Genomic DNA, 17,419 nt, shown 5'->3' on the forward strand with positions numbered 1-17,419 from the left:
CCATGGCAGCGACCATCGCCGTCTATGCGGACTGGGTCGGCCTCGCAGAGCCGCTACGGCTGGGGTGGCTGCATGCCAGGCGCGGAGCAGGCCGGGAGGTTTTCGAGTTTGAGTTCGACGCCGCGGCGCTGGCCCACCCCGCCGCCGGGAACTTGCACCTGGATCCCCGGCTGGGCCTCTTCGAGGGCCGGCAGCACCCGCCGCAGGGTCACGAGACCTTCGGCGTGTTCGCCGATGCGAGCCCGGATCGTTGGGGCAGGTCGCTGATGCGCCGCCGGCTAGAGCGCGCGCAGCGGGCAGGGCAGGTGGGCAAGGCCGTGCGCCTGCATGAATCGGACTACCTGCTGGGCGTGCACGACGCCTATCGTTCCGGGGCGCTGCGCTTGCGACTTGATGACGCCGGCGATTTTCTGGACAACCAGCACGGCGCGGCAGCGCCGCCATTCGTGCAACTGCGCGAACTGGAAGCGGCCAGCCTGGCGCTGGAGCGCGATGAGGACAACACCTCTGCGGCGGGCGACGACTGGCTGCGCATGCTGATCGCACCCGGCGGCTCGCTCGGCGGTGCGCGGCCCAAGGCCAGCGTGGTCGATCCACAGGGGCAGTTGTGGATTGCCAAATTCCCGAGCCTACGCGACGAGCACGACGTGGGCGCCTGGGAACTGGTGGTGCAGACCCTCGCGAAGGGCTGCGGCCTCGCCGTGCCACAAAGCCTCGCACGCAAATTCGCGAGCCCGCACCACACCTTCCTGGTGAAGCGCTTCGACCGTACGTCAGACGGCCGGCTTCACTTCGCCTCGGCGATGACGCTCACCGGCCGCTTGGATGGCGACGATGCATCGACAGGTGCGAGCTATCTGGAGATCGCCCGCGTGCTGATCGATCACGGCGCGCACACTGTCGCCGATTTGCGCGAGCTGTGGTCGCGCATCGTGTTCAACATGCTGGTCTCCAACACCGACGATCACCTGCGCAACCACGGCTTCATCCTCGTGCCCGGCAAGGGCTGGCGCCTGTCCAATGCCTACGACATGAATCCTGTGCCCGAGGCGCAAGGCCTCAAGCTCAACGTCAGCGAGGCCGACAACGCGATGGATCTCGATCTGGCGCGTTCGGTGGCGCCATACTTTCGGGTCTCCAAGAAGCTGGCCGACGAGATGGTGTCGCGCAGCCAGGCCGTGGTGAAGCAGTGGCCCAAGATCGCCGACAGCCTGAAAATTCGTGTTCGAGAGCAGGAGCGAATGGCTCCAGCGTTCCAGCTCGCTGGCTGATCAGACCATCTGCTAGCCTTGGCAGAACAGCACCCAGTGTCCCGGAAAGGGAAGCCGAAGATGTGCAGAATGCTGTTACAAACCTCGGCGTTCGTTGAATCGCAACCTGCCGACTCTCCACTCGTTTTGTGGTGTCACTTCACGGCGCCAACTCTAGAGTTATGTAACCGCAGCAAGCGCAGCAAAGGCTCGCTTGGTACACCACAACCGAAACAATGATCGCCGCGCCGTTCGCTCGGGGAATCTCGCGTTGCCTCCTCTCTTCATTCCATTCGTCTTTGGCTATGGAATCGAGATATTGTTTTCTCTGTTTGACCGTGTCGTTCGCACATTCACTCAGCCGGAATCCGCAGATGGGCGTCCAGTCCGATCTGCATGACTGAGGCTTCCGGCTCCCCCGACACTCGGACGACACGCTGTGCGAGGGGCGGAGGACGCCTGGACAGGCCCCAAAGAACCTCAATTCATTCCCACTCAATGATTTCCGATGACCGAAAACCCGCATGGATGCTTGCTTTGAGAGGTCGGGGCATCGTACTTTACCGTCACTTTTACCGTCGAAAAACGAACGCTTTTGCTGGCGCGGGAGATGGACTCGGTTTGCGGGCGGCTACTCCAGCGCATCGATCGGGATGATTGGCATCTATTGAGGACTATTGGATCGCGCCCTCAACCGTATCCAAACGATTGATTCAAGAATAGTGGCTGCGCTGCGGAGTGCTTCCTTCAGCCCATGGATGGGGGTCTCCATCGTCTTGTGGACGCGCACACCCGAACGGCCGACTAACCTGACTTGAGGCGTCTTACCCCGAGCGCCACCGTGAAGAACCACCCGAGGAGTACCTGACCATGGCAAAGACCAAGAGGAGTACAGCGTCGTCCTCTGACGGCGACGCGCGCAAGTCGGTCATCGTGACCTTCAAGCCGAAGGAGACGCGGCGCAACAAGTCGGCCGACAAGATGGAGATCCTTGCCTCGAGCTGTCCACGCGCCGGCAACCTTTTCATCTACGATGTCGCCGGCGCCGACGCGTTCACCGTCGGCGCCCCGGGCCTGCCGACATCGATCGAGAGCGACAGCATCGGCTTCGACATCAACCTCTACGAGGCACCGATCGTCACGTTGAAGCTGTCGGATAGCGAGATCAAGGCGCTGAAGAGCAACCCCGACGTCTCCGCGGTCGAAGACGACGGCTGGGCCCATGCGCTCCCGCTGCAGAACTTGGTGTTCGAGGGGCAGCCGTCGGTGCAGGCCGAGACGGTGCCGATCGGCGTCTCGCAGATCCAGGCGGTGCCGGCCTGGGGTTGCTCGCGCGGTCGCGGCATCAAGGTCGCGGTGCTCGACACCGGCATCGATTGGAACCATCCGGATCTGCGGCCGAACGTGCGCAGCGCGATCAGCTTCGTGCCGGGCGAAACGGCGATGGACGGCAACAGCCACGGCACGCACTGCTCAGGCACCATCGCTGCGGTGATCAACGGCGCCGGCGTCGTCGGTGTGGCACCTGAGGCCTGGCTCTATGGGATCAAGGTACTGGCCAACAGCGGCAGCGGCCAGTTCAGCTGGATCATCGCCGGCATCAACTGGGCGATCCAGAACAAGATGCAGATCGTCAGCATGAGTCTGGGCGCGAGCAGCGCGCCAGCGGCGCTTGAAGCGATCTGCAACGCCGCGTTCAACGCCGGTGTGCTGCTGGTCGCGGCAGCCGGCAACGCCGGACCGCCGCCGGCCGGCCAGCCGACTTCGGTGGGCTTTCCGGGGCGCTACAGGAATGTGGTCGCGGTCTCGGCGATCGACAGCAACAACGTCATCGCGCCGTTCAGCAGCCGCGGGCCGGAGGTCGAGATCTGCGCGCCGGGCGTGCAGGTGCTGTCCACCGTGCCCGGCGGCGGCTACGGTCAGAAGAGCGGCACCAGCATGGCCTGCCCGCATGTCGCCGGCGCTGCGGCAGTGATCTGGGGCGCGCACCGATTCGCCACCAACGTGCAGATATGGAACCTGCTCGGGGCGAGCGCCGACAACCTCGGCAACCCGGGCTGGGACTCGCAGTACGGCTACGGCCGCGTCGACGTGGACCAGGCCGCACTGGCGGTGGTGCCGGCGCCAGCGGTTCAGTTGCGGCCCTGAGGCGCGGCGACGCAGCAGCCGATGCAGGTGCTGATCCTTCCGCTGGTGCCCGACGCGCCGCTGCCGCGGCGCGCGCAGGCGGCCTCCCGGTCACCTGGACGCCCAGGCTACGGCGTGCAGGAGCAGTGCCTGCCGTTTACCGCGGCCGCCGGGCTCGGCCTGCTGGTGCCTGCGCCGTTCGACTTCGGCCTGTGCCTGCCGGCTGAGGTGCCGCCGCTCGCGCGCGCCTTCAGGCCGCCACCCGCGGCCGATGTCGCCGGCGACCGACGGACGTTCTACGTGTGCGACCGGCCGTCAAGCCGCTTCACAGGCAATGCGTTCACCTTCGACGCCTTGCCTTTCGACGACGAGCAAGGGCAGCGCCGCGAGATACGCCCGGTGCATCCCGGATTGAGTTTCTTCGATCGTGAAGACCAGGCGCACCTGTTCAAGTTGCACCTGCCCTGGTTGCTGCGCACGCCGCCGCAGGTGGACAGCTTCTTCGGCCAGCCGATCAACCGTCCGGTGCCGGTGGCAATGCACGTCGGCCTGGTCGAGACCGACTGGTACGCGCATCCAGTGAACCTGGTGTTGCTGCGGCCTGCCGAAGGATCGCTGCATGTGCGCGCCGGCGACACCGTCGCTCAGGTGAATTTTGTCGCCCGCGCCGCCCGTCGCGTCGATCCCGAGATACTTCCGCGCGACGGCAGCACGGCCCACGCGCTGCACAACGAGTTGCTGCAATGGCACATCGCGCATGGCCGCGATCGCAGCGCCTATCGGAGGCTTGCGCGCAGCGAGCAGGGCCGACTCTTCGAGGCTCAGAGCAACGGCGCCGGACCTTGAGCCCATGCCGGCACAACGACGCGATGGGAAGAGCGACGGGCTCAGCCGCCGTCAGCGAACGCATCGAGCGCCTCGGCCAGTCCGTCGTACTCGATGCACTCCACCATCGGATGCGCCGCCAGGTCCAGTACCTGGCGTGCCGTCATCTCGCCGGCGACCATGCGGATCACTTCGATCTCTTGCGTCGCTACAAACGGCACGACATCGGCCGCCTTCGCGCCGGGCGCGAGCGTGACGATGAACTGGAGCTTTAGCTTTGGATGCCTGACAGCCAAGCGGGTGAGCACTGAGGCCGTGCGCGGTTCGAGAGGGTGTTTCATCGCGGCGATCTGATTGGCGGGGCTGGCGGATCCATGCTATCCCCGCCAAGAATAGTCGGGTTGCTCGAGCTGGCTTTGACCTGGACCTGCAGCGCGCAACCATGCGGCGAGTCGCGTGTCTTCGAAGTGTGGTGTAGATCATTGGTATTCAGGAATGCTCCCTGCTTGCTTGCGCAGCGCAGATCAGGGAAGCTCCTGCCACGTCGGTGCGCCGGCTCGCCTATCGAATGAATCCATCCGTTCTAAAAAACCGCCGCATCAGCCTGAATACGCGCCTGAGTCTGGGCGTCGCTGCGGTGGTGCTGGCAGCCACGTTCGCGATTGCGACGATCGCGTTGCACCTGGTCAAGGCCAGCATGCAGGCGTCGATTGCGAACGAGCAGTTCGCGCGCGTATCGACCATTGCGGAGGCGGTAGACCAGAAGTTCGCGAGCCGGCGAACCCTGCTGAAGACCTTCGCCGAAAGCGTGGAGACGCAGGGATTCACGAACGGTGCGCCGCTGCAGGCCTTCCTGAAACAACACGAGTCCCTTCGAGCAGCCTTCGACAACGTCGCCCTCCTGGACGTCGATGGCAATCTGGTGGCCAACTTCAACGGCGCGCAACAGATCGGCCGGTTGAACATCAAGGACCGTGCGTATTTTTCGGACACGGTCAGATCCATGGCCGGCGTGATCTCGCAACCGTACCGCAACCGGATCAACGGCCTGGCGCAGGTGGCGATCACGGAACCCGTGATGGACGGTACCGGAGGCGTGCAGTTCGTGATCTCGGGCTCCATCAACCTGAAGGAACGGAATATTCTGGGCTCGCTCGCCGACATCAAGTTCGGCGAGACCGGCTACCTGTTCATCACGACCACGGACGGCGTCGTGGTCGACCATCCCCGCGAGGCGCGCGTCCTGAACCGCTCCAGCGCAGAGAACGCTGGCAACCCTGAAATCGATCGCGCGATCGCGGGCTTCGAGGGCAAGACCGAGGGGCTCAACGATGCCGGCGTGCATGGCTTGTACGCCTTCAAGCGCATCCGCCACGCCAACTGGGTACTGGGCTCGATGTATCCGCGCCAGGAGGCCTTCGCCCGGATCGATGCCATCGAGCGCGCGGCCTGGGGCGGGGCGCTCGTGCTTGCCCTGCTGGCGGGCACGCTGGCGCTGGTCGTCGTGCGACGCCAGCTGAAGCCGCTGACGGAACTGCACCGGCACATGCGGGATGCGCAAGCCGCACCCGCCGAAGTTGCAACGCCACGCAGTTACCCGCGCGATGAGATCGGCGATCTTTCGCGAACCTTCGACGAGCTGATGCGAGAGCGGCAATCCAGCGAAAAATTCCTGCGCGACATCACCGACCACCTCCCCGCCATGGTGTCGCATGTGGATGCCCATGGACGCTTCGGCTTCGTGAATGCCCGCCTGTGCGACAAGCTGGGCCGCAGCGCATCCGAGCTCGTCGGCCAACCCGCGCAAGGCATGCACGGCGCGGACGACAGCGTCATTCCGGACCGCTACCTCCAGCGGGTGTTGGCCGGCGAGCCCGTGACTTTCGAGCGAAGAGGCTCGGTGAGGGGCGGCGAGCAGGCGCGTTTTTTCCAGACCGATCTCATCCCGGATCGCGATCGATCGGGATCGGTCCGCGGCTACTACGCGATGACCTCCGACGTGACGGAGCGCAAGCGCATCGAGCTCAGTCTCGCGCACAGCGAGGCGCAGATCCGCACCATTGCGGACAGCATTCCGGCACTGGTTTCGCACGTCGACGCTTCGTTGCGGTACACCTTTGTCAACGCCCACATCAAGGCGCTGCACAAGAACGATGCGATGGCCGGCAGGTTGATGCCCGAGGTTCGCGGGAAGGCGGACTTCGCCGTGGTCGAGCCTTACTACCGCCGCGCGCTCGCGGGCGAAACCGTGATCGTCGAAAAAAGCGGCGATTCGGCGCTGGGCATCGGCGACCGGACCTACAAGGCCCACTACATCCCCGACCAGGACGATGTCGGCATGGTGCAGGGCGTGTTCGCAATGACCTTCGATATCACCGACGAGGTCAGGGTACGCAAGGCGCTCAGCGAGCAGGAGAAGCGGCTGCGCGACCTCACCGACAGCATTCCGGCGCTGGTGGGTTATTTCGATCGCGAGGAGAACTGCCACTTCGGCAACAGTCGGGCGCGGCAGATGGCCGGCTTGGGCGATGGTCCGCTCGACGGCGTGACCTTGCGGTCCGCGGTGGGCGAGGAGGTGTACGCGCAGCACGTGCCGCACATTCCCATGGTGCTGGCAGGAAAGGCGGTGCGCTTTCCAGTCCAGGCGCCGCTTCGCGGCAAGGACGGCTACTTCCAGGTGAATCTGATCCCGGACAAGGATCTGCAGGGGCAGGTGCTGGGCTTCTACCTGATGACCTTCGACATCACCGCGCTGAAGGAAGCGGAGCTGCGCCAGGCTGAAAGCGAAATGCGCTTGCGCACCATCACGGACAACCTGCCGGCGCTGATCACGTACATCGACCGCGAGCAGAAGATCACTTTCGCGAACGCGACCTACCGCGAATGGCTGGGACTCGATCCGTCCGCGCTCGTGGGCCGCCATATCCGCGACGTGGCAGGCCCCGAGCTGTACCTGGCCCGCAAGGCCATGCTCGAGCGTGCGCTGGCGGGCGAGCGTGTCGAATTTGAAGCCAAGACCAAGAGAGAGGATTTCGATCGCATCACCCACGTCATCTACGTGCCCCACATCGGCGTCGACGGCTCGACGCATGGCATTTTCTCGCTCAGCCTGGACATCACTGCGCTCAAGCAGGTGGAGCGCCAGCTGATCGAGCTGGCGCGGGTCGATACGCTGACCGGCTTGCCGAACCGGCTCGCCTTCAACGAGTATCTGCCGAACGCCATTGCGCGTGCCAGGCGCACGGGCAGCACCATCGCGCTGATGTTTCTGGACATCGACCATTTCAAATCGATCAACGACACGCTCGGCCACGCGGCTGGCGACGAGGTACTGAGCGAATACGCAGGACGCCTGCTGGCCAGCGTGCGCAGCACCGACACCGTGGCGCGGCTCGCCGGCGACGAATTCGTCATCGTGCTCGAGAACCCGAGCACGCAGGAGGCGGCCGCGGCGGTGGCGCGGAAGATCGTCGGACGGGTCAACGCTCCGGAGTTCCAGGTCGATGGCCGGCTGCTGGATGTCACGACGAGCATCGGCATCGCATTTCATGAAGCGACCGATTCTTCCGTCACGGCCGAAGAACTGCTGGCGCTTGCGGACGCCGCGCTCTATGGCGCAAAGGCGGCCGGGCGCAACAGGTTCGAGTTCTCCGCTGACAATTTCGCCGGGGTGGCCCAGAATCCCCAGCGCCAATCGAACAGGAGCTAGAGGCCATGCCGTCTGCCGAAGTTGTTACGCCAGAGCAGTTGTTGAAAGAGATCGCAGCGCAAGGCCGCATGCCGATCGTGCGGATAGGTCAGGCGCTGGTGTCCCTGGGCATGGTCACGGACGAACAGTTGAGCGCCGCATTGGCGCAGCAGCAGCTCGATCGCAGCGTGCCGCTGGGCGAGACCCTGGTGCGCATGGCTGTGGTCAGCCGTGCCCAGCTGCAGACTGCGCTGGTGCGAAAGATGGGCTACCCCCTCGTCAATCTGCATCTGTTCCCGGTCGCTGCCGAAGCCCTGCGCAAGATCAGCCATGGCGTCGCGCGGCGCTTGCAGGTGATGCCGCTGATGATTCACGAGGGGCGTCTCATCCTCGCGCTCGACGATCCGGCTGGCCGGCATGCCGCCATCGACGAAGTGGAGTTCATCGCCGAGATGAAGGTGGTCCCGGTGCTCGGACAGTGCGGCGACCTGGACGGCGTGCTGCACAAGGCGTACGAGAAGATCGGCGCGCCGGCGGACGGACGCTCGGCAGCTGCCGACCCGATGGCCATCGACTTCGACCTGGCCGGCACCAGCGAACTGCTGGAGACCCTCGAGAAGGAAGGCCGCGCGCCTCCGGTCGACGAAGAGGCGCCGATCGAGCAATCGGACAACTCGCTGGTGCGGATGATCAACAGCATGATTCTCGAAGCGCACCGCGAGGGCGTGTCGGACATCCATATCGAGAGCTATCCGGGGCAGGAGAAAACCCGCATCCGTTTTCGCCGCGACGGAAGGCTCTACACCTATCTGGAACTCCCATCCAGCTACCGCAACGCGATCGTCGGACGCGTGAAGATCATGTGCGACCTCGACATCAGCGAGAAGCGCAAGCCGCAGGACGGCAAGATCAATTTCGCCAAGTTCTCGCCGCAGCATCACATCGAACTGCGCGTGGCGACCGTCCCGACCAGCAACGGCCTGGAAGACGTGGTGATGCGCATTCTTGCTTCGGCCAAGCCCGTCGCGCTGGACCAGCTCGGGCTTTCGGAGCGCAATCTTGCGCGCTTCACCGCGGCGGTCGAGCGCCCCTACGGCATGGTGCTCTGCGTCGGCCCCACCGGTTCGGGCAAGACCACGACCCTGCACTCGGCGCTCATGCACATCAACACGCCGGAACGAAAGATCTGGACCGCCGAAGACCCGATAGAGATCACGCAGGCGGGCTTGCGGCAGGTGCAGGTCAACCCCCGCATCGACTGGACCTTCGCCAAGGCCTTGCGGGCCTTCGTGCGCGCAGATCCGGACGTGATCATGGTCGGCGAGATCCGGGACGAGGAAACCGCCAAGACCGCGATCGAGGCATCGCTGACCGGCCACCTCGTGCTCTCGACCCTGCACACCAACAGCGCGCCCGAAACCGTGACGCGGCTCCTGGACATGGGGATGGACCCCTTCAACTTTGCCGACTCGCTGCTGGCGGTGCTGGCGCAGCGGCTGGTGCGCCGCCTCTGCACCCACTGCATCAGCAGCCGCCCCGCGAGCCCGGAAGAGACCGAGGAACTGCTGGCCGACTACCTGCACGCGTTCGCGAAGAAGGATTCGCCGGCCGAACGGGAGGCCGTGCTCAATTCCTGGCAGCGCCGCCATGCCCGCGATGGGCGGCTCATGCGCTTCGCGAGCGCCGGATGCAAGCACTGCGACGACACCGGGTTCAAGGGACGCGTCGGCATCCATGAGCTGATGGTGATGTCGAAAACGCTGCGCCGCCTGGTGCAAAACGGCGCTCGCGCGGAAGAACTGCAGGAAGCGGCGCTGCGCGAAGGCATGCGCACCCTGCGTCAGGACGGCATCGCCAAGGTTCTTTCAGGTCAAACGACGATCGAGGAAGTGCGCGCGACCAGCAACGTGTGAAGGCTCACGCGGCGTCCCATGCCACGGACGGCAACGCCGCGACGGCAGGCCTGGCAAACAGGTAGCCCTGGAACAGATCCACGCCCAGCGCGCGCAGCACGCGAACTTCTTCCGAAGCTTCGACACCTTCCGCGATCACCCTGATTTCAAGCTCCTCGCAGGTGGCGACGAAGCCTTTCACGATGGTCACCCGGACGGGGTCGATGTGGATGTCCCGCACCAGGCTTATGTCGATCTTCACCACATCGGGCTGAAAGGCCGCGAGGAGCTCGAAGCCGGCGTAGGCGGAGCCGAAGTCGTCGATGGCAGAGGTGAAGCCGTAGCGTTTGAAGGTGCGGAAGGCCGCCGCGAGACCGGGCAGGTCCTCGACGCGCTCGCCCTCGGTGATCTCGAACATCAGGCGGTTGATCGGAAAGTTGCAGCGCTTGGCCGTTGCCATGGCGGTACGAAAGCATTCTTCCTGCCCGGCCACGTCGTTGGGCATGACGTTGAGGCTGAGCTTGGATTCCATGCCCAGCGCCGAGGCCATCTCGATGGCCCGCACGCGGCAGGCTTCGTGGAAGGCAAAGCGCTGTTGCGGGCCCACGCGCCCAAGCACTTCGGACGCGCCTTCTCCGGACAGGCCGCGCACCAACGCTTCATGGGCAAAGATTTCCCGCCGGGCGAGGTCGACGATCGGCTGGAAGGCCATCGTGAACCCCGAGTCGAAGCCAGGGGAGTCGGCAACGGCGGTTGTTTCGGCTGTCACTGGCATGGACCTCGCAGGCGGTGTTGGTAAAGGCTGCATTGTGCTGGCGAGCCTGTGTAGTCCGGTGGCGCAAAAATACAAAGTGACCACAGGCGAGCGAAAAGTCGCACCTTGGTATTACTTCACCCGTTGCTTCACGAGCTTCCGCGCCAGCGTGCGCCGATGCATGCCGAGGCGCCGGGCCGTTTCGGAGATGTTGAAGCCGGTCTCGGCCAGCGTTTCGTGGATGCGCTCCCATTCGAGCGTCTTGATCGAGGTCGAGCGCTCGGTCAGTTCGACCTCAACATCGCCCTCGGCGCGGCCGAAGGCGGCCTCGATGTCGTCGGTGTTGGAGGGCTTGGCCAGGTAGTGGCAGGCACCGAGCTTGATGGCTTCCACGGCGGTCGCGATGCTGGCGTAGCCGGTGAGCACGACGATCAGCATCTGCGCGTCGTGCGCATGCAGCATCTGGACGCAGGCCAGCCCGGAGGCGCCGCCGGCGAGCTTGAGGTCGACGACCGCATAGCCTGGCGAGTGGGTCTTCAGGATCTCCGTCACCTGCTCGGCGGCCGTGGCCTGCAGCACCGTGTAGCCGCGGCGCTCGAAAGAGCGGCACAGGGTGCGCGCAAAGGCCGCATCGTCCTCGACGATGAGCAGCAGTCGTTCGTCAGTTTCCATTGCCTGCGATCTCCTCGAATTGGATCGCCGCCAGCGGCAGGCGCAGTGTCACGGCGGCACCACCTTCCGGCCGATTGTGCGCCGCCACGCTGCCGCCCAGGGTGCGCGCCACGTTGACGACCAGGAACAGGCCCAGGCCGCCGCCGGGGCGCCCCTTGCTTGACTGATAAGGCTTGCCCAGCTGCGCCAGCATCCCGGGTGCGAAGCCCGGGCCGGCATCGGACACGGTCAGGACCAGATCGTCGCCATCGCGCGCCGCATCGAGGCCGACCCAGCCCGGCGAGGCCTCGAGCGCGTTGTCGAGCACGTTGTAGATGGTCTGCTTGAGCGCGGAGTCCGAGACGATGGGCAGGTCGTCGCCGAAGGTGTTGGCGTAGGCCAGCGCGCCGGGCGAGCGCGTGGTGCGCCATTCCGCGACCAGGCCGTCGAGGAAGGCGCGGACGGTGGTCTGCACCGGCGACTCGCCGCGCGCTTCGCCGGCCGACAGCAGGATGCCGCTCACGATGGTCTTGCAGCGCGCCACCTGGGCCTGCATCTCCTCGATCTCCTGCCGTAGCTCGGGCTCGGCGGCAAAGGGCTGCATGCGCTGCCAGTCGCCGAGGATCACCGACAGCGTCGCCAGCGGCGTGCCGAGTTCATGGGCCGCGCCGGAGGCCAAGAGGCCCATGCGCACGATGTGCTCCTCCTCGGCGGCGCGCTGGCGCAGGTCCGCCAGGTGCGCGTCGCGCGCCCGCAGGTTGCGGCTGATGCGCGTGATGAAGATTGCCAGCAGCGCCGCGTTGAGCGCGAAGCAGATCAGAAGCCCCTGGATGTACGGACTGGCGAGCCCGCGCGCATTGTCCATAGGAATCGCCAGCGGGCGATGGACGAAGGTCAGGCCCATGAAACAGGCGGCGGTGACGGCGACCATGGTGCGGGTGTAGCCGGGGCGCAGCAGCACGGCGCCGAGACTGACCTGCAGCAGGTACAGGAAGATGAAGGGGTTGGTGGCGCCGCCGCTGAGATAGAGCTGGACGGTCAGCGTGCCGACGTCGACCAGGAGTGCGATGAAGAGCTCGCCGTCCGCGACCTCCTGCCGCCGGCGCCAGCGCAGCAGGCTGAAGAGGTTGAAGGCCACGAGAAAAGCCAGCGCCGCCCCCATGTGGTCCAGCGGCAGGCGGATGCCGAAGCCGAAGTGGACGATGGCGATGGTCAGGATCTGGCCGCCGACGGCCATCCAGCGCAGCTGGATCAGCTGCTGCATGTTCTTCAGGCCTGCCGAGTCGCCGGGTTCAGTGTTCTGCTGCATCCCTCTTTGCTCTCGTTGCGATGCGCTCCGTGCGCGCCACCAGCCAGGCCGCGCCCGCGACCATGAGGGCCAGCGCATACCAGGTGATGGCGTAGACCAGATGGTTGTTGGGGAAGGCGATCACCGTCAAGCCGGCGGCCGGCCAGCGCGGTTCGGCCGCTGCATTCGCCGGCTGCGGCGCAGGCGCATCCTCGTCCACGAAGAAGGGCGCCACCTCCGCCAGGCCGCGCGCCGCGGCGATGGCCTGCACGTCGCGCGAGAACCAGCGATCGGCTGCGGGATCGTTGCGGCGCAGGAAGCCGCCGCCGGGCTCGGTCATGCGCAAGAGGCCGATGAGGCTGACTTCGCCCGCCGCTTCACCGTCGGTGCGCTTCGCGCGCTCGCGCCGCTGCGGCGGCACGAAGCCGCGGTTGACCAGCACCACCGAGCCCTGCGCGGTCTGCAGCGGCGTCAGCACCCAGTGGCCGGCGCCGAGCACGGTCGAGGCCTGGACCAGGGTTTCACGCTCGTGGAGAAAGCGGCCGGTCAGCCGCACGTGCCGGTATTCGTCGTCGGCCGCATTCACGCGCGGCCATTGCGCGGGCGCGGGTGCATCCGCCGGCGGCGCATGCACGCGCCCTTCGACGCGATCGATCAGCTGGAGCTTCCAGCTGCGCCGCTCGAGCTGCCACGTGCCCAAGGCCAGGAACAGGATGAAGAGCAGGGCGCCGGCAACGGCGAGCATCGCCAGTGCCGGCCTGGAACGCGTTGCGCTCAAGGCGCGTTGCGCATCTCGTGCATCGAGGCCGGCATCATGTTGTGGTTGAGGTGGAACATCACCCACAGCGAGCCGCTCAGCGTGATCACGACCAGCACGATCGTGAAGATCAGCGCGAGCATGTTCCAGCCGCCCTGCGACTTGGCGTTCAGGTGCAGGAAGTAGATCATGTGGACCACGATCTGCACGGCCGCGAAGCCCAGGATGACGAAGGCCGTGAGGCCGGGCTTGTCGAACACCTTGCCCATCACCAGCCAGAAGGGGATGGCGGTCAGGATCACCGACAGGATGAAGCCGGTCAGGTAGCCCTTGAGGCTGATGTGCAGGTCCGCTTCGACGTGCGGGTCGTGTTCGTGAACGTCGTGCGCATCGCTCATGACAATGATCCGATCAGGTAGACGAAGGTGAAGACGCCGATCCACACGACGTCCAGGAAGTGCCAGAACATCGACAGGCACAGGAGCCTGCGCCGGTTCTCGGGGATCAGCCCGTGCTTGCCGACCTGGATCATCAGCGTGACGAGCCAGACGATGCCGAAAGTCACGTGCAGGCCGTGCGTGCCCACCAGCGTGAAGAAGGAGGACAGGAAGGCACTGCGCTGCGGGCCGGCGCCTTCGTGGATCAGGTGCGCGAACTCGTAGAGCTCGATGCCGATGAAGCCCGCGCCCAGCAGGCCGGTGAAGGCCAGCCAGGCCAGCGTCGCGCCGGTGCGCTTCTTCAGCATCTCGAGCATCGCGAAGCCGTAGGTGATCGACGACAGCAGCAGCAGCGAGGTGTTGAGCGCGACCAGCGGCAGCTCGAACAGGTCGGCACCCGAGGGGCCTGCTGCATAGCTGCGGCCCAGCACGCCGTACATCGCGAACAGGCAGGCGAAGACCAGGCAGTCGCTCATCAGGTAGAGCCAGAACCCGAGCAGCGTGCCGTTCTCGGGATGGTGCTCGTCCACGACGTGGAAGAGCGGGTTCGGTGCGGCGCTCACGGCGCCGTGGGGGGAGGGGACGGTGATCTCAGACATGGCCGGCCAGGAGTCGGGTGCGATCGCCTTCCGTGCGGACGACCTCGTCCACCGGGATGTGATAGTCGCGCTTGTAGTTGAAGGTGTGGATGATGGTCGCGAGCAGGAGCGCGGCGAAGGACACGCCGGCCAGCAGCCACATGTGCCAGATGAGCGCGAAGCCCATGGCGGCGCTGAGCATGGCCAGCACGAAGCCGGCGGCGGTGTTCTTCGGCATGTGGATCGGGGTGAAGCCTTCCAGCGGCCGCTCGTAGCCGCGCTGCTTCATGTCCCACCAGGCGTCGTTGTCGTGGATGCGCGGCGTGAAGGCGAAGTTGTAGGCCGGCGGCGGCGAGGAGGTGGACCACTCCAGCGTGCGGCCGCTCCACGGGTCGCCCGTCGTGTCGCGCAGCGATTCGCGCTTGCGGAAGCTGACGACCAGCTGGATGAGGAAGGAGAGAATGCCCAAGGCGATCAGGAAGGCGCCGAAGGCGGCGATCTGGAACCAGATCTGCAGCGACGCATCCTCGAAATGGCTCACCCGGCGCGTGACGCCCATCAGCCCGAGCACGTACAGCGGCATGAAGGCGAAGTAGAAGCCGGTCAGCCAGAACCAGAACGAGCACTTGCCCCAGAACGGGTCGAGCTTGAAGCCGGAGACCTTCGGGAACCAGTAGGTGATGCCGGCGAAGGCGCCGAACACCACGCCGCCGATGATCACGTTGTGGAAGTGCGCGATCAAAAACAGGCTGTTGTGCAGCACGAAGTCGGCCGGCGGCACCGCGAGCAGCACGCCGGTCATGCCGCCGATCACGAAGGTGACCATGAAGCCGATCGTCCACAGCATCGGCACCTCGAAGCGGATGCGCCCGCGGTACATCGTGAACAGCCAGTTGAAGATCTTCGCCCCCGTCGGGATCGAGATGATCATCGTGGTGATGCCGAAGAAGGAATTGACGCTGGCGCCCGACCCCATGGTGAAGAAGTGGTGCAGCCACACCAGGTACGAGAGGATGGTGATCACCACCGTCGCGTAGACCATCGACGCATAGCCGAACAGGCGCTTGCCGCTGAAGGTGGACACCACCTCCGAGAACACGCCGAACACCGGCAGGATCAGGATGTACACCTCCGGATGGCCCCAGATCCAGATGAGGTTGACGTACATCATCGGATTGCCGCCGAGCTCGTTGGTGAAGAAGTTCGTGCCGACGTAGCGGTCCATCGACAACAGCGCCAGCACCGCGGTGAGCACCGGGAAGGCGGCCACGATCAGCACGTTGGTGCAGAGCGCGGTCCAGGTGAAGACCGGCATCTTCATCAGGGTCATGCCGGGCGCACGCATCTTCACGATGGTCGCGATCAGGTTCACGCCCGACAGCAAGGTGCCGACCCCGGCGACCTGCAAGGACCATATGTAGTAGTCGACCCCGACGTCGGGACTGTAGGCAATGCCGGACAGCGGCGGATAGGCGAGCCAGCCGGTCTTGGCGAACTCGCCGACGAACAGCGACATCATCACCAGCACCGCGCCGCTCGCGGTCATCCAGAAGCTGAAGTTGTTGAGGAAGGGGAAGGCCACGTCGCGCGCGCCGATCTGCAGCGGCACGACGTAGTTCATGAGCCCGGTGACCAGCGGCATGGCGACGAAGAAGATCATGATCACGCCGTGGGCCGTGAAGACCTGGTCGTAGTGGTGCGGCGGCAGGTAGCCCGCCGCGTCGCCGAAGGCGATCGCCTGCTGCAGCCGCATCATGATCGCGTCGGCGAAGCCGCGCAGCAGCATCACCAGGCCGAGCACGATGTACATGATGCCGATCTTCTTGTGGTCGATGCTGGTGATCCAGTCGCGCCACAGCGTGCCCCAGACGCGGTAGTAGCTCAGCGCGCCCAGGAGGGCGAGGCCGCCCAGCACGACGGCGACGAAGGTCGCCATGAGGATCGGCTCGTGGTAGGGGATCGCCTCCCAGGTGAGGCGTCCGAAGACGAGCTTGGTCAGATCGGGATGGTCGGGCATCGTGATGAACGGATTACTGGATCGTCGTCCGGACGGCGAGCGGCGCCCCGGTCGGGTTGTCGATGGTGCAGATTTCGGCGGCGAGGGTGCGCATCGGCTGGCCTTGCTCGCCGCGCGGTACGGTCGTCATGGCCAGCGGGGACAAGCCGCCGCGGCCTGCGCCGCCGCTGGCATCGAGCGCCATCATGTGCTTCATGCACATCTTGCCGGGCTCCACGCAGCGGTTGACGATGGCGTCGTACAGGCCCGGCGCCACGCTGGCGTAGCGGCGCACCGGCTCGCGCTCGCTCGGGCGTTCGAGCTGCATGTAGCCCTCGCGGCTGAGCGCCTGGCCTTCGGCCTTGTTCTTCTGCACCCAGCGATCGAAGTCGGCACGGCTCATGCCGTGGAATTTGAAGCGCATGCCCGAGAAGCCGGCGCCGCTGTAGTTGGCGGAGATGCCTTCGTAGGTGCCGGCCTTGTTCATGACCGCGTGCAGCTTGGTTTCCATGCCGGGCATGGCATAGATCTGGCCGGCGAGCGCGGGGATGTAGAAGGAGTTCATGACCGACGAAGCCGTGATCCGGAACTGGATCGGCACGTCCACCGGCGCCGCGACCTCGTTGACCGTGGCGATGCCTTGCTCCGGATAAAGAAACAGCCATTTCCAGTCGAGCGCCACCACCTCCACCACCAGCGGCTTCGCGTTATCGGGCACCGGACGTCGCGAGTCGATGCGGTCGAGCGGCCGGTAGGGGTCCAGCGTGTGCGTGCTGATCCAGGTCAGCGCACCGAGCGCGATGATGATCAGGAGCGGCGCGGCCCAGATCACCAGTTCGAGCTGCGTCGAATGGTCCCAGTCCGGCTTGTAGGTGGCCTCGGTGTTGGACTCCCTGTACTTCCAGGCGAAGAAGAAGGTCAGGGCGATGACCGGCACGATGATCAGCAGCATCAGCATCGTGGACACCACGATCAGCCGGCCCTGCTGGGCGGCCACGTCGCCGGACGGGTTCAGCACCACCATGTTGCAGCCCGCCAGCAGGGCAGCGAGCACGAGGAGGGCCGGTCCGCGAAGGGTCTTGAGGAGTGGCATGCCTGGAGCGAGGAAAAAACGTAGGCCGCGGGAAAACGCGGATTGCGGATGAGCGCAAAATGTACGTCCATCGACCCTGTTTG

At 65.5% G+C, this 17,419-nt stretch carries 14 protein-coding genes; 5 read left to right on the plus strand and 9 right to left on the minus strand.

Features of this window, described 5'->3' with window-relative positions; translation table 11 throughout:
* Positions 1-2: 2 nt before the first annotated feature.
* The 3 genes from ACSQ86_RS13450 (at position 3) to ACSQ86_RS13460 (ending at position 4,223) form a co-directional block, all read left to right on the plus strand.
* Positions 3-1,271, plus strand: coding sequence for a type II toxin-antitoxin system HipA family toxin (locus tag ACSQ86_RS13450; RefSeq protein WP_436303962.1), 1,269 nt, complete (start codon positions 3-5; stop codon positions 1,269-1,271).
* A gap of 849 nt (positions 1,272-2,120) precedes the next feature.
* Entirely contained in the window at positions 2,121-3,398 is a 1,278-nt protein-coding gene (locus ACSQ86_RS13455; RefSeq protein WP_436303964.1) for a S8 family peptidase, read from the plus strand.
* Between the two features lie 21 nt (positions 3,399-3,419).
* Positions 3,420-4,223, plus strand: coding sequence for a DUF6065 family protein (locus ACSQ86_RS13460; RefSeq protein WP_436303965.1), 804 nt, complete (start codon positions 3,420-3,422; stop codon positions 4,221-4,223).
* Between the two features lie 41 nt (positions 4,224-4,264).
* On the opposite strand, the gene ACSQ86_RS13465 is transcribed toward ACSQ86_RS13460, so the two are convergent.
* Positions 4,265-4,543, minus strand: coding sequence for a hypothetical protein (locus ACSQ86_RS13465; protein ID WP_436303966.1), 279 nt, complete (start codon positions 4,541-4,543; stop codon positions 4,265-4,267).
* A gap of 227 nt (positions 4,544-4,770) precedes the next feature.
* Here ACSQ86_RS13465 and ACSQ86_RS13470 point away from each other — a divergent pair, with 227 nt between their 5' ends.
* Both ACSQ86_RS13470 and ACSQ86_RS13475 read left to right on the plus strand, forming a co-directional pair.
* Positions 4,771-7,911 (plus strand): PAS domain-containing protein, encoded by a 3,141-nt coding sequence (locus ACSQ86_RS13470; protein ID WP_436308944.1) that lies wholly within the window; start codon positions 4,771-4,773, stop codon positions 7,909-7,911.
* Between the two features lie 5 nt (positions 7,912-7,916).
* Complete coding sequence (locus tag ACSQ86_RS13475; protein ID WP_436308945.1) at positions 7,917-9,803, plus strand: GspE/PulE family protein; 1,887 nt, start codon at positions 7,917-7,919, stop codon at positions 9,801-9,803.
* 4 nt (positions 9,804-9,807) lie between these two features.
* On the opposite strand, the gene ACSQ86_RS13480 is transcribed toward ACSQ86_RS13475, so the two are convergent.
* From ACSQ86_RS13480 to cyoA, 8 genes are all read right to left on the minus strand, one after another.
* Positions 9,808-10,494 carry an EAL domain-containing protein gene (locus ACSQ86_RS13480; RefSeq protein WP_244503882.1) on the minus strand — a complete coding sequence of 229 codons (687 nt, stop codon included), beginning with the start codon at positions 10,492-10,494 and terminating at the stop codon, positions 9,808-9,810.
* Between the two features lie 174 nt (positions 10,495-10,668).
* Positions 10,669-11,208, minus strand: coding sequence for a response regulator transcription factor (locus tag ACSQ86_RS13485; RefSeq protein WP_093107472.1), 540 nt, complete (start codon positions 11,206-11,208; stop codon positions 10,669-10,671).
* Positions 11,198-12,496: an ATP-binding protein gene (locus ACSQ86_RS13490; RefSeq protein ID WP_436303969.1), complete on the minus strand. Its 1,299-nt coding sequence runs from the start codon at positions 12,494-12,496 to the stop codon at positions 11,198-11,200. Before ACSQ86_RS13490 ends, ACSQ86_RS13485 begins: the two co-directional genes overlap by 11 nt.
* The gene (locus ACSQ86_RS13495; protein WP_436303970.1) at positions 12,480-13,220 is read right to left on the minus strand and encodes an SURF1 family protein; all 741 of its coding nucleotides are present in this window, start codon (positions 13,218-13,220) and stop codon (positions 12,480-12,482) included. Before ACSQ86_RS13495 ends, ACSQ86_RS13490 begins: the two co-directional genes overlap by 17 nt.
* A gap of 29 nt (positions 13,221-13,249) precedes the next feature.
* Positions 13,250-13,630, minus strand: a complete 381-nt coding sequence (gene cyoD / locus ACSQ86_RS13500; RefSeq protein WP_093107466.1) for a cytochrome o ubiquinol oxidase subunit IV — start codon at positions 13,628-13,630, stop codon at positions 13,250-13,252.
* On the minus strand, positions 13,627-14,268 hold the full coding sequence (gene cyoC, locus ACSQ86_RS13505; RefSeq protein WP_436303971.1) for a cytochrome o ubiquinol oxidase subunit III: 642 nt from the start codon (positions 14,266-14,268) through the stop codon (positions 13,627-13,629). Before cyoC ends, cyoD begins: the two co-directional genes overlap by 4 nt.
* A complete protein-coding gene (gene cyoB, locus ACSQ86_RS13510; protein WP_436303972.1) occupies positions 14,261-16,264 on the minus strand; it encodes a cytochrome o ubiquinol oxidase subunit I in 2,004 nt (667 codons plus the stop codon). Before cyoB ends, cyoC begins: the two co-directional genes overlap by 8 nt.
* Positions 16,265-16,277: 13 nt before the next feature.
* Positions 16,278-17,336 carry a ubiquinol oxidase subunit II gene (cyoA, locus tag ACSQ86_RS13515; protein WP_436303973.1) on the minus strand — a complete coding sequence of 353 codons (1,059 nt, stop codon included), beginning with the start codon at positions 17,334-17,336 and terminating at the stop codon, positions 16,278-16,280.
* Between the last annotated feature and the right edge of the window lie 83 nt (positions 17,337-17,419).

This window comes from Variovorax sp. LjRoot130, assembly GCF_964253755.1.
In the GTDB taxonomy this organism is placed as follows: domain Bacteria; phylum Pseudomonadota; class Gammaproteobacteria; order Burkholderiales; family Burkholderiaceae_C; genus Variovorax.